Below are 13,967 nucleotides of genomic sequence, written 5' to 3'. Positions count from 1 at the left end.
CTAACGGTCGCTATTAAGGTTGCCGCGTTTATCCGCGTCCATTAAAGAAGGCAACGCGATCGTAAAACAGGCTCCCTGGTCGGTATTTCTGACTTCAAGCTGACCGCGGCAATGTTCTTCGATGATCATTTTAGACATATATAATCCCAGTCCAGTACCTATGCCGGGGCCCTTGGTAGAAAAATAAGGATCAAATATCTTATCCATAATATCAGCAGGTATTCCGCCGCCATTGTCATAGATTTCAACCCGCTGATAACCGTCGGATTCATAGCCTTTAATGATAATCTCCGGTACTGCGATCTCATTGTCCACAAAAGCATCCGAGGCATTTTTCAAGATGTTAAGAAAAACCTGCATCAGTTCATTAGGGTAAGTTAAGATGGTTTGGGTAAAAACATATTCCTTGGTAAGTTTGACATTCTTATATTCCAGTGATTTGCCTATAATGGTCAGGGTGCTTTCAATGACAGTATCCATCAGTATGGTATCCTGAGGATTATCCGGCTTGAAAAAATGCCGGAAATCATTAATCGTATTAGATAGATACTGGGCGTGGTTGTTAATATCGGTCAGCAGTTCTATAAACTGATCCTTCTCAAACATGTCCAGATCCAGGTATACCTGCAGGTTTCCGGCCAGGGTGCTGATAGAAGATAAAGGCTGACGCCACTGATGTGCAATCATGCCGATCATCTCTCCCATGGCGGCCAATTTGGAGTTTTGTACCAGCATTTGCTCCTGGCGCTTTCTTTCGTGATACTGCTCTTCCAGTTGCAGATTCAAGGCTTCCAGTTCGTCTACCATATCATTTAAGGCCTTATGTTCCTTAAGCAGCTCTTTTTCCTGGTAGAGGTGGCAGTTTTCCGCTTTATTTAGACCGTTATAAACGGCAATAGCCATATAAAAACACGAATTGTAGCCGCAGGCGGCGCAGTTGCGAAAATCTTTATCCTCATATTTGTGCATATCTTTATAAATCTGCTGCAATTCAGCCGGGGTAGGCATCTTGAGTTTATTCAAATAAGACAGATCCTGGTAGCTGCGGTACTCAAAATCAAGCTGCTTTATACTGGTCTCCAAGAAAGCCTGGCGTTTTTGCGCGGCAGTTTTATCCTGGCTGCTGGCTTCGGCTCTGCTGATAACGGCGGTTTCAATAGCGTCGATTGATTTGTGGCTGTTTATACAGCCAGCCCCCATATTACAGCCCTGATCACAGCTAAGTACATCCACGATCAGGGGCAGATCCGAATTGCCCTTGCGAATGGATCTTTCCAGATCATTAAAGTATTTTTCATATACAATGGGTCCTTCAATCTGGGTTATTAGGCTGGCCGGAGTCTCAGGGTATTTATGCAGGTAAGATTGCTTAAGGCCACCGGGGCTGGAAAAATTGGTAGTTATCCCGGCTGGCACTATATTATCAAAATCGCCGTCCTTAAGCTGCGATAATTCAATATGATGTTCTTTAAATATTTCCTGCAGGGATTGAAAAATCACATTAAATTGCACGGCCTGACTATCCTGGAATTCTCTCCTCTTGGCCAGGCAGGGCGAGATAAAAACCAGCTTGTCATCGGGGTGCAGGGATCTTACATAAACAGCCAGATTATGAACCGGGCTGCCTACCGGGGCCAGATGAGGAATCAAGGCCGGATGGTGCAGTTCAATGTATTTTACAATCGCTGGACAAGGCTGAGCGATAAGCGGGGGTTTGAAGGTGCCGGATTGGATCACTTTATGATAACATTCCACAGCGATTTCGGCACCCAGGGATACATCATAAACGGCCTTTATACCCAGGAGCCTTAAGCCGGTAATTAATTTAGGCAGATCAAAATTAGACTGGGCCGAAGGCGCCACCAGTGCTACCAGATCGCCTTCCGGCAAAGAGGCCAGAAATGCCTCCTTGTCATCGATCGGGAAGCGGGCACTTTTTTCGGTCACCCCGAAATGGCTTTTTATACAGGCCTCAATACATCGTCCGCAGCCAATACATAAATGATTATTAAACTTAACGACTTCCCCGCTGCCATCGCTGCAGATTTTTACCGGACAGACGGCAATGCACTGATGACAGTTAAGGCAGTTGTCAGCATTAATGCCAATCACTTCAATTAAATCATGCATGATCTACCTATCCTGAATTCATCATAAAGACCAAAAGAATTCAGGATACCCCCCTTTAACATGATATGCTTCCGATAATCACCTCGGTAATTTCATTATATTCTCTTTTTCTATTTAAAAACCTCTTTTTTAGCTAAGAATGAGATGGATTTCCATTAAATTGAAGGGGCCCTTATATCTGCCTATAAACCCCGGTCTCGATTTCTGCGACCGCTCCGGATTCCATAAGATGGCGCAGATGATTCCTTACGGTCATCTTCTCCCAAAAGGCCTCATAGTCGTTTTGCCGGTCAGGAAAAGCTAGCCGGTATTCGGCTAACTGACTAATAGTGCGGGGTTCTTTTAATAGTTCGTAAATCTTTGCTTCCCGGTCAAGAACCACCTGAACATAGGTAGCCAGTTGGTCAGGTATGGCTTCGGTCTGCATACGGCGGTGGGAAGGAACCAGTATGCGGGGGTTTATTTCCTTGATGCGGTTTACTGAGGCTATAAGGTCACCGACATTGCCGCTATTGCTGTTATACCAGGGCCCGGTTTTGACCAGGTCGATATCGCCGGAAAACAAGAGGTTTTCCTTGGCAAAATAAAAACCATAATGTCCAGCCGTATGACCGGGCAGGTGGATGGCTTGAACCGTAGTTTTGCCGAGTGTATTCATTTCCATATCGGTGAAGGTGGTCAGGGGAATGACCCTGAAACCGGGCTGGATAGGAACATCCTCGGGCAAGGCTACTACTTTGCCATATAGTTTACGGGGGTTGCCGGGCATAAGTTCATCCCAGAGGTGATATCCATGAAACCTGATGTATTCGTCCTGGTCGGTATAGGTCAATCGTTCTTCAAAACCAGCCTTAAGCTCTGCATGAGGGAAAAAACCGGTTCCATGCAGGTGATCAAAATGGAAGTGGCTGATTAATCCCAATCTAATCCTATCTTGGGGTACTGCAGCAAAGGCATTTCCCCCGGCTCCCATATCTATCACAGCCGGTATTTCATCGTCAATGTAAAGGCAGTTGCCGTAAGGATATTTAGGAACGCGGGGAGCAACCAACCATATGTTGCCGACAATATGTTTCAGCAAAGCCAGGCCCCCTTACCATTATTGTTGGAGATAATTTTAGGACACACCTAAAGGTGTATCCTAAACTGCTGCTGACGTTTTTTCGTATTACTTAAATAATTATTTTAAAACCATTTATTATTTTCCGCAAGCCCTTCAATTATGACGTTTAAGTTATTTGCATTTATTTAAAATCACCGTTTTGGGGGAGCCTATGGGGTTAATCATCACAGCCGGTTCGTTGGAGTGTTGCCAGGTATTCCTGGGCTGTACGCACCTGATTGCGGCCCTGGTTTTTAGCCAGGTATAAGGCACTGTCAGCCAACTTATAAAGTGCTTCCAGGCTGTTGCCATCGCGGGGATAGCTGGCTACCCCGATACTGATAGTCACACTAATGATGCGGCTATAATCGTTGTGGATGACTTGCAGGGAGTTTACCGCCTGGCGGCAACGTTCCGCCAATGAAACGGCCTCATCGGTTGAGGTGTTGGGCAGTACCAGCACAAATTCTTCCCCTCCATAGCGGGCTACCAGATCGGACTCGCGTACGGCTGCGCGTATTACAGCGGCTACTTCTTTTAAGACCAGATCACCGGCATCATGTCCAAAATTATCATTAACCAATTTGAAACGGTCGATATCCGCCATCAACAAGGAGAGGGTTGTTTTATAGCGTTCAGCGATGGCCAATTGTTCCAACAGATACTGATCCAGGAAATGGCGGTTTTTTAAGCCGGTTAACTGGTCTTCAAAAGCCTTGGCCTGGAGTAGCTTTAGTAAACGAATGTTTGTAACGGTCGGCCCAATTAGATTTAGGTAAGCGTCTAGATATTCTATGCGGCCAGGAGTCCAGTACTGCTCCTGCGGACTGCCTAATCCGACTACGCCGGCTACTTTTCCGCCAGCCAGAAAAGGAATACAGACATGGCTTTTGATGAGGTCAGTATCTATCTGGTTACAATGCAGATCACGATCATCGTTGTAAATGTTGATCCGGCCGGTCAGCACGGGCTTGCATTTACTTTGATTCAGATATACACGGGAGACCTGATCGTTTTCTGTAAAGCGGATACTCTCCATACAATTATCATCAGCACTGATTATATTAAATTCCATCTGGATAACATCCAGATCACGACTAAGGTATTTTTTCAACAGCAGGTATACCTCATTTTCATCCGTACATTCCTGTAGTTTCTGAGCAAACATGCCTAGATAATAGCTTTCCTGGCCCCGTTGACGCTCACGGTCAAAAAGCTGTCTTATCCGGCTGGTATTACCGATTACGATGATCGAAAATATGGCCAGCAGAAAACCGGTCAGCAAAGAAATATTGGCAACCCAAGCAGGCAACTGACTGTACTGACTTTGCGGCAGGGCTAGTACCTGGTAGCCAATTACCTGGTTCTGGGCATTAAAAATATAACGTGAAACGGTCACATAGGTATCACCATCGGACTGCATCTGGCCCAGGCAAGCCTGTCCATCTAAAATGCAGGACTTGGTCATGGCCGGGCTGATCTGCTCAGGAAAGCTAACTTTATTGTCATTGGTGAAATAAGCGATACATTGTTTATCCTGGTAAACCGCATGCATGGCCTGGCTGTTGCCGAATAGGCTGCGCAATAGTTCCTGGTTATCGTTTAACACCAATCCGCCACACAATGCGCCCAGTACCTGGCCGTTTTTTCCCAGTACCGGCACGATTACCAGTTGGGTCAATACCCCTTCTTGCTTGAGCAAATGGTGGTTTTCCAAACGGTCACTTACGTTTCGTCCCACCCGGGCCAGTTCTTCCTTATTAATAATTTCAGTGGAAACGATCGGGTTTGCGGATGCCATAGCCCGTAGGGCTAGACCGTTCAAAGAAAGGGGGTTATGATTATCGGAGCTGCCCCGCAGGGTACTTATAATCCGGGCATCTTTATCCAGGATTGCCCATAATTCGGCGTGATTACGATTCTGCTGCCAGCCATACAGCAATTGGTTTAAAACTTCCGCATCTCGTTTTTCAATGGCGGTCTGGATATATTGTTCGGTTGCTGCTTGATTCATGCCATATTCCGTCTGTTGCAGATAAACCTGAAATTGATCCGAGGTTGAGGCTGATAATCGTTTGAGTTCAGCTTCAGCCTGATGTTGAACCATCGCTGAGACCTGCCGGTAAAACAGAAGGCCCAGTAAAATACTAATCAGTATCCCCAGCAGAAAAAGCCAATAGGCGTAGCGCGGCAATGGAGAAATAAATAACCGCTCATTTTTCGTCATTAAAATCACACCCTTAGCTAAAATTAGTTTTGCATGACCTATAATTAAAACCATCTGGAGCTTTCACGAAACCTTCTTGATCCTACGGTTTGGTTAGGGGTGGTGGGGGAATTTGCTAATCCTAAATTCAAAAAAACTTTATAAGGCAAACTTTCGCCTAATAATGCCATATTCCTCCTTTTTTGGAGGAGTATTAAAAAATGGGTCAATATTTAGCTTGATATATGGTCAGAGGATTTACAGTTATAAGCACTTGTAGTAACTTAGGGATAATCAAGGAATGATAATGACGTTTCTGCAGGCGATACAGCAGGAGCGAACAGGGGGTATTATGTGAACGGCCCGGGGATTATTTTAAATGTTGTTATTTTGTTGCTGGTTTTGGCGTTAATAGTTATGCAAATAAGGTCAGTTCGTAAAAATCAAGAACTTAAAGACCGTCTGGGAGCCTTGGAGAGAATCCAGGCCGGCCTGGCAGCGCAAATTACCACGGAGATAGCGGCTCTTAGCAACCAAGAGAACATGAATGCCAAAAATGCCCGCGAGGAAACCGGCACTTCTTTTATGCGCTTTCAGAATTCCATTTTGGCACGCATGAGTGATATAGCTGGACTGCAAAAAAGCGAATTGGAGATATTCTCTCGGCAGTTAAGCAGCTTGATTCAGACCACGGAGGATCGCCTGGATAAAATGCGTGCCACGGTGGAGAATCAGCTCAAATTTCTACAGGAGGATAACCACCAGAAACTGGAGCAGATGCGGGCTACGGTAGACGAGAAGCTGCATGATTCCTTGGAGAAGCGCCTGGGAGAATCCTTCCAACTGGTCAGTGAGCGGCTGGAAATGGTACACCAGGGATTAGGAGAGATGCAAACCCTGGCGGTCGGGGTGGGAGATTTAAAGAAGGTTTTATCAAATGTCAAGACCAGGGGGATTTGGGGAGAAATCCAACTGGAGGCGATTCTTGAAGAAATCCTGACCCCGGATCAATTCGCTACCAATGTGGCTACTCGGCCCGGCAGTAATGAGCGGGTGGAATTTGCGGTCAAACTACCCGGCAAACATTCTGAGGAAGGATATATCTGGCTGCCTATTGATGCCAAGTTTCCTCAGGAAGATTACCTGCGCCTGATGGATGCTACCCTGGAGGGGAATCTGTCCCTGGCGGAGGAAGCCGCAAAGCATCTGGTCAACCGGATCAAACAGGAAGCTAAAAATATCCGCGACAAGTATGTGGAACCGCCTCATACCACCGATTTCGGCATCATGTTTTTGCCGACCGAAAGCCTGTATGCTGAGGTCGTAAAACAAGCTGACCTGCTTAGCGTTCTACAGCGTGATTATCGGGTTATTGTTACCGGACCCAGTACCATGGCCGCTTTACTTAACAGCTTGGCGATTGGATTTCGGACCATGGCGATTGAGAAAAGATCCAGCGAGGTATGGCAGTTATTGGGGGCGGTTAAGACTGAGTTTACCAAGTTCGGGGAAATTTTGGACAAGACCCGCAAAAAACTGGACGAAGCCAGCTCCAGTCTGGAAACAGCTTCACGCAAATCAAGAACTATAGAAAGGCGGCTTAAACAGGTGCAGGAAATACCGGCCCAAGACGATCAAAAAATGACAGGTCTGGAAAACCTGGAAGATGAGCTGGCATAGTCGTTTGAGGACTATCGCTGGTCTGGGTGGAATTATTTGCGGCTGGATGCTAAGGTTTGACAGGTAAGAAAAAGCCTGCAAAATGGTATAATAAGCAAAACTAAAAACGAAAGCCCAAAAGAAAGGAGCAAAGCTGTGAACAAGAAAAGATGGTGGGCCTTGGCTATATTTTTTGTATTATTGATTGTATGGGCAGTCAGTTTAACCAAAACCAACCTGGCAGAAACAGAGGGTACCGGTGGTTTTAAGGCTTATTTGAACGCCGCTGAACTCGGACAACCCTGGACTGTGCAGACTTATAAGGAAGGCAGCGGCAAAACCCTGGCTTTAATAAAGCTGGAAGGGGTAATTGCGCAAAATATGACCAGCAGTCCCAATATGGATTTCTATAATCATCAGGCTTTCCTGAAACAGTTGCAGGAGGTATTCTCCCGGTCTGATATTAAAGGCGTTGTTCTGCAGGTGAATTCACCCGGAGGCGGTGTTTACGAAAGTGATGAGATTTATAACCAGCTGCTGGAACTAAAAACCCGCTATAAGAAGCCCCTGGTGGTATACATGAGCCAGGAAGCGGCTTCGGGCGGTTACTATGTGTCCATGGCGGCTGATAAAATATATGCCAACCGCAATACCCTGACCGGTTCAATAGGGGTTATTATCAGAACCTATAATTACAACCAGCTGGCTCAAAAGATAGGTATTGAAGACGTAACCTTCAAAAGCGGACAGCAAAAGGATCTATTAAACCCCATGCGTCCTATGAATGAAGAGGAAAAGGTGATTATGCAGGATTTGGTGAATGAAAGTTACGGATACTTTGTTGATGTTGTCTCCCAAGGCCGGAAGATGGAGCGCAGCCAGGTTCTGCAACTGGCTGATGGACGGATTTACTCCGGAGCCCAGGCCAAAAGGCTGGGGCTGGTGGATGAACTGGGCAATCTGGATACAGCGATAGAAGGTGCGGCGCGCCTGGCTGACACCGGTGATCCCCGGGTATTGCTTTTTTCCAACCCTGTACCCAATATATGGAACTGGCTTTTATCCTTTAAAACCCCGGCGTTTGATATTTTGGGATTGAAGCAGCAAATTGATGAGGATCGTTCCCCGGTAGTAATGTATATGGTAAATTAGCCATTTAGGAGGTAAAACCATGACGGTATATGATGAACGAGTATCCGCAGGGGAACAGGAATTTAAGGCGGGTCAGCAGGAAGAAACAGAAAAAAATAAAACAGCAGTTAATGATAACCCTGAACTGCTCTATCAAGATCGGGAAAACACCTCCTGGATTAATAAGCAGCCAGCACCAAATGATCCCGAGGTTGCTGGAGTTGACGCAGCACTTGCTGATACCGGCGTAGTCATGTACCGGGCGGCCGGTTTTTGGATTCGCCTGTGTGCCTTTGTAGTTGATTTGATTGTGATTGCTGCCTTGAATGCATTCGTTTGGGGCCTGCTCCTGCCGGTTAGCCCTAATAATAAACTGGTTTGGGAATCGCTGCATATCAACGCGCTTTTCCTGGGTGTAACCGGTGCTCTTTATTTTATTCTCATGACCTATTATTTTCAACAAACCTTGGGTAAAATGATTTTTGGCATTAAAGTAGTCCAGGCCAGCGGAGAGCCCTTGAGTTGGATAACGGTAATATTCCGGGAACTGGTGGCCCGCAGCCTGTCCCAGATAATGGGCCTTAACCTGGGTTATATCGTTTGTTGGTTTAATGCTGATAAACGTTGTGTCCATGATTTTCTAAGCGATACCTGGGTAGTATACGAAAAAAGTCATGCAAATACTGGGTATGTTGCCATAAAACCTGGTCGGCTGTAATGAACAACCGGGTTTATTAATAACCATGACCGCACAAGCTAAATAATACGGTTAAGCAAGATAATTAGTAATTTGCTTTAATCGAAAAATTAGCGTTATACGCGGGGATGGTTATAAACGTGAAATCAATAAAAAGATCTCTCTACGTCATCATACCGATATTGCTCCTATTTCTGTTACAATCGCAGCTCTATAGGTTGCATTATTTTTTTCGGGAGGATTCAGAGATTTCTCGGGTTATTTATAAAACCGATAGCCTGAACGAAAGACTGATCACCCGGGTTGATACCAACGGCCAAAAATTAGTAGCTTTGACGTTTGATGACGGGCCGGATCCATTATATACCCCGGCTATCCTGGAGATACTTAAAAACTATCAGCTCCAGGCGACTTTTTTCGTGGTAGGGGAAAATGCCCAAGCTTACCCGGAATTGCTTATTAGGATGATAGAAGCCGGGCATGAGGTGGAAAACCACACCTATACCCATCCTGATTTAAGCCGGGCCAGTCATTTAAAAATCGAAGCAGAAATTGAAAGAAACGACCAGGTAATATATAAAATTACCGGTACCAAAGCTCAATTTTTCAGACCTCCTAAAAAATTATTCCGCCGGGAGACGATTGCGATTGCTGAAGCTAAAGGATACAAAACCGTATTGTGGTCTATCTGTGTTGAAAACAGCCGGGCTGCAACCCCTTTAAAGATGGCTAAAAGGGTAATTAAATCCGCTAAACCGGGAATGATTATCCTAGCCCATGACGGACGGTTAAATCGTAATAAAACCGTAGCAGCCCTGCCCCTTATTATCAAAGAGTATCAAAAACTGGGATATCGGTTCGTAACCCTGGAAGAGTTATTAAACCATAAAGCGGAATGATAAAAATGTCCGGTTTTGCAAAAGATAGGGAATCGGACATTTTTTCATGTCTAAAATATTTGAGCCTATTGGGAAATTTGAATAAAAAGTCGCAAATATTTTACTGACACCCGACAAAAGTCCCGAATTAATTATTTAAACCTTCATGGTACAAAATGGTTGTATCGTTTATAATTGATAGATATAGCTATTTATCTTGTATTGGCTGAAAAAAATACTAAAGCCCCAAAAAAAAATAAATTTTAACAGGGACTAAGGTATTTAATTATCTAAAAATTTATACATATATATAGACTTAATCTATGGGGGTCTGGGATGTATAAATCAAATCAAAATAATGAGAGACTTTTACGGCAAATTATGGACAATATGTCGGATGTTGTTGCGAAGACTGATGCTGACCTGAGCATTAATTATATTAGTCCTTCCTGCCAAAAAATACTAGGTTATGATATCGAGGAGATGTTGGGAGAAAATATATTTAAAAATATTTATTCATATGACTATCAATCCGGCTGTGCAGCGATGGAAGAACTACGCTCAGGTAAGGATGAAATACAGTTGGAGTATAAATACCGGCATAAAAATGGTAATTATCTGTGGTTGGAAACGGTTGGCGCCCCTATATTCGAAGAGGGTATTTTTAAGGGGGCAGTATTGGTATCGCGTGATATCACGGCTCGAAAAAAAGAAGAAGGTGTTTTGCGCAGAACGGGAGCATATTATCAAAGCCTGTTTGATTCCATGCAGGAGGGTTTTGCCCTCTGGGAGATTATATATGATGAAAACCAGTTTCCCAAGGATTTTAAGTTTCTGGATGTTAATCCTACCTATGAAAAAACCGCCCGGGTTAAGAAAAACAAGATAATCGGCAGTCTGATGTCTGAACAGTCGTATATGATAGAGGATTATTGGTGGCAGTTGTTAAGAAAAGTTGCATCAAGCGGTCAGCCTCAACAATATGAAGGCTATTTCCGCTCCCTGGATGCTTATTACGAAGTCTTCGCCTTTCGTCCTAATCACCGTAACATAGCCTGCCTGCTGGTTGATACCACCCGCCGCCGCCGAGCTGAGCTCGCCCTGCAGAACGAAAAGGAATGGTTGTCGGTTACCTTGGAGTCAATCTGTGAAGGGGTTATTGCAACCGATGCTGACAGCCGGGTACTGTTTCTTAATCAGGTGGCTGCCGATATATTAGGCTGGTCTCCGGAAAATGCGGTGGGACAGCATTTAGGCGATTTGTTAAATAACGTTGAGCAGATGGGAAATTGTAATGATGCTCAAACTATTTTTAATGAACGTATTACAACCCAAACGGCCGAGATAAATGATAACATGGTATGTATTGTTAGAGACGGCAAGCGGCGTTTTTTGGAAAACAACGCTGCCTCCATCCGTGACCAGGATGGCCAGGATTTAGGAATGGTAATGGTTATGCGCGACATAACCGCTCAAAAGCAGGCCGCCGAACAGATACATTATTTAAGCTATAACGATAAGCTGACTGGATTGTATAATCGGGCTTATGCCGACATGATCCTGGCGCAAATGGATGATGAGGCATATCTGCCCCTGTCCCTTATAATCGGCGACCTGAATGAGCTAAAGCTCACCAATGATGTTTTTGGTCATCAGGAAGGGGATCGTTTGTTGGTTAAAACGGCCCAGACGCTCAAAAGCTGCTGCCGGGACAGCGACATCGTGGTGCGCTGGGGCGGCGATGAATTCCTGATTATCCTTCCCCGCACCAGTGCCCAGGCCGCCATGAGGATATGTGAACGTATCAGCCAAGGCTGTCAGGAAGCCGACCATGAACCGATTAAACTTAGCATTGCCTTAGGTACAGCTACCCGGGAAAATATGCTCCAGGAAATAGCAGAAATTTTTAGTATGGCCGAAGACTACATGTATACCAAAAAGTTGTTAGCCGCCAAGGCTGATCGTAGTTCAACCTTAGTCAGCCTGCAGGAATCCCTGCGCAGATACAACTGTGAAGATGAGGCTCGTACTCAGAGATTAATGGCTTTGGCAATGGAGATAGGTAAGAACCTTAAGCTGGATAAACAGGAGATAGATGAGTTGGTTTTGCTGGCTTACCTCCGTGATATCGGCAATGTAGGCCTGCCTCAGGAGATTTTTCTGAAAGCGGAGCCTTTGGATGCCCAGGAATGCGAGAAGGTAAAAAAACACCCGGAAATCGGTTATCGTCTGGCCCGTTCTATTCCCGAAATCCACTCCATAGCTGAAGCTATTCTGACTCATCATGAGCATTGGGATGGTTCCGGCTATCCGCAAGGTTTAAGGGGGGAACAGATACCTTTATTGGCTCGGATTATGAGTATAATAGATGCATATGATATAATGACCCACGGTAGCGTATATAAAGCTGCCGTCTCACCCGAAGAGGCTTTAGAGGAGATCCGCCAAAAGAGCGGTAAGCAGTTTGATCCTGATTTGGCAGACGCTTTTATCAATTTCCAGCAAAATATAGTTTAGTGGAGGATTAGACTTGAACAAAAAAACAATATTTGGTATTATTCTGGGCGTGTTACTGCTGGGTGGATGCAGCAACTTATTGCTTTCTGATAGTTATGCGCCGGAAAGCCAGCCTGCCCTGTCCGAACCTCAGTCCGCTCTGTCCGATGACGGGCTGCTGAAGGTGCATTATATTGATGTTGGTCAGGGTGACGCCATATTAATTCAAACCCCCGCTGCAGAAAATATCCTGATCGATGGGGGCGGCAATGATGATGAAAGGTTAATATGTGATTATCTGGCCTCCCAAGAGGTGAAGAAAATCGATGTATTGGTAGGAACGCATCCCCACGAGGATCATATCGGAGGGCTGGATGCGGTAGTTAATCATTTCCCGGTAGAAAACGTCTACTTGCCCCGGGTCACTCACAACACCAAGACTTATGAGGATCTATTGCAGGCTATAAAAGGACGGGGCTTAAAAGTAAAGACTGCCCAGGCGGGGGTTACTATACCTGTAACGAATTTAAACTGCCAGATACTGTCCCCTGCCCGATCCTACGAAAACCTTAATGATTTTAGTGCCGTTATTAAATTGGATTATGGACAGCAAAGCTTTCTCTTCTGCGGCGATGCTACTGAAACAGCTGAATTAGATATGTTGGCGGCAGGTTACAACCTGCAATCCGATATAATTAAAATAGGCCATCATGGCAGCATATCCAGTAGTTCCAGACGCTTCTTAAAATCGGTTGCACCTGTTTATGCGGTGATTAGCTGCGGTCAAGATAATGCCTATGGGCATCCTCATAAGGAAGTCCTGGCCAGGTTAAAGAAGGCCGATATCAACGTCCTGCGCACCGATAAACAGGGTACAATAGTAGTTTTTGCCGATGGTAAAAATAATATTGAGATAAAAACAAATTCTAAAGAAAATGGTGAATAAAAATGAAACAGGGAATTATTGACCGTTTTGAAGGCTCTCTGGCAATTATTGAAACGGAGCGGGGCATGTTAAAAATTGATCGCCAAGATCTCCCTGCCAACGCTCGGGAAGGAGATGCGATAAGGAAACAGGCTGACGGCTGGATAGTAGATGATGAAGTCACCCTTTTAAGAAAAGAAAAAATTGATAAACTGGCTGCAGAAGTATGGGAGGATTGATTTTTCAATCGAACCGAAAATTCTGCGCATAGCCAAGAATCTTTGTCTGTAAAACAAACTATGTCATAAGTGGTATAGGAGGATAGAAACTATGGAGATTGAGGTAAAGTTTAAGAAACTGGTCAGTTGGGCCAAGCTGCCCGAATATGAGACGAAAGGTGCCGCCGGCTGTGATCTGGCGATAGCAATTCAGGAAGAAGTCGTGCTCTATCCAAATGAAGTAAAGAGTTTTCCTACCGGCTTTGCCATGATGATCCCTCCCGGCTATGAGGCTCAGATTCGCAGTCGGGCCGGGATGACCGGCAAGGGGATTGTAGTGGCTAATGCACCCGGAACGATTGATTGCGAACATATAGGAGAGGTTAAGGTATTATTATTAAACGTAACTGACAACCCTATCCGGGTTTTGCCTGGACAGAAGGTAGCGCAAATGGTTTTTGCCCCGGTCGTTAAGGCTGGTTTCGCAGAGGAAAAATAGTTAGAAGCAAAAGATGCGGATAACGC

11 protein-coding genes are annotated in these 13,967 nt (G+C 45.1%); 8 read left to right on the top strand and 3 right to left on the bottom strand.

Annotated elements, in window-relative coordinates; genetic code table 11:
- The 3 genes from AAV90_RS10080 to AAV90_RS10070 form a co-directional block, all read right to left on the bottom strand.
- Positions 1–2,130, bottom strand: coding sequence for a [Fe-Fe] hydrogenase large subunit C-terminal domain-containing protein (locus AAV90_RS10080; protein WP_046498511.1), 2,130 nt, complete (start codon positions 2,128–2,130; stop codon positions 1–3).
- Positions 2,131–2,302: 172 nt separating this feature from the next.
- Positions 2,303–3,211 (bottom strand): MBL fold metallo-hydrolase, encoded by a 909-nt coding sequence (locus tag AAV90_RS10075; protein WP_046498509.1) that lies wholly within the window; start codon positions 3,209–3,211, stop codon positions 2,303–2,305.
- Positions 3,212–3,410: 199 nt separating this feature from the next.
- Positions 3,411–5,459, bottom strand: a complete 2,049-nt coding sequence (locus tag AAV90_RS10070) for a diguanylate cyclase (protein WP_198142844.1) — start codon at positions 5,457–5,459, stop codon at positions 3,411–3,413.
- Between the two features lie 333 nt (positions 5,460–5,792).
- Here AAV90_RS10070 and AAV90_RS10065 point away from each other — a divergent pair, with 333 nt between their 5' ends.
- From AAV90_RS10065 to dut, 8 genes are all read left to right on the top strand, one after another.
- Complete coding sequence (locus AAV90_RS10065) at positions 5,793–7,118, top strand: DNA recombination protein RmuC (protein ID WP_046498503.1); 1,326 nt, start codon at positions 5,793–5,795, stop codon at positions 7,116–7,118.
- A gap of 135 nt (positions 7,119–7,253) precedes the next feature.
- On the top strand, positions 7,254–8,249 hold the full coding sequence (gene sppA, locus AAV90_RS10060; RefSeq protein WP_046498500.1) for a signal peptide peptidase SppA: 996 nt from the start codon (positions 7,254–7,256) through the stop codon (positions 8,247–8,249).
- Positions 8,250–8,268: 19 nt separating this feature from the next.
- Entirely contained in the window at positions 8,269–8,946 is a 678-nt protein-coding gene (locus tag AAV90_RS10055) for an RDD family protein (RefSeq protein ID WP_052729725.1), read from the top strand.
- A gap of 197 nt (positions 8,947–9,143) precedes the next feature.
- The gene (locus tag AAV90_RS10050) at positions 9,144–9,824 is read left to right on the top strand and encodes a polysaccharide deacetylase family protein (RefSeq protein WP_052729724.1); all 681 of its coding nucleotides are present in this window, start codon (positions 9,144–9,146) and stop codon (positions 9,822–9,824) included.
- Positions 9,825–10,139: 315 nt separating this feature from the next.
- The gene (locus AAV90_RS14145; protein WP_052729723.1) at positions 10,140–12,320 is read left to right on the top strand and encodes a PAS domain S-box protein; all 2,181 of its coding nucleotides are present in this window, start codon (positions 10,140–10,142) and stop codon (positions 12,318–12,320) included.
- Between the two features lie 13 nt (positions 12,321–12,333).
- Positions 12,334–13,245, top strand: coding sequence for a ComEC/Rec2 family competence protein (locus tag AAV90_RS10040; protein ID WP_052729722.1), 912 nt, complete (start codon positions 12,334–12,336; stop codon positions 13,243–13,245).
- A 2-nt stretch (positions 13,246–13,247) separates the two neighbouring features.
- Complete coding sequence (locus AAV90_RS10035; RefSeq protein ID WP_046498497.1) at positions 13,248–13,463, top strand: DUF3006 domain-containing protein; 216 nt, start codon at positions 13,248–13,250, stop codon at positions 13,461–13,463.
- A 91-nt stretch (positions 13,464–13,554) separates the two neighbouring features.
- The gene (gene dut / locus AAV90_RS10030) at positions 13,555–13,941 is read left to right on the top strand and encodes a dUTP diphosphatase (RefSeq protein WP_046498495.1); all 387 of its coding nucleotides are present in this window, start codon (positions 13,555–13,557) and stop codon (positions 13,939–13,941) included.
- Positions 13,942–13,967 lie beyond the last annotated feature (26 nt).

The sequence above is a fragment of the Syntrophomonas zehnderi OL-4 genome, assembly GCF_000983115.1.
Classification (GTDB): Bacteria; Bacillota; Syntrophomonadia; order Syntrophomonadales; family Syntrophomonadaceae; genus Syntrophomonas_B; species Syntrophomonas_B zehnderi.
This window is presented reverse-complemented; position numbering and strand designations above follow the sequence as displayed.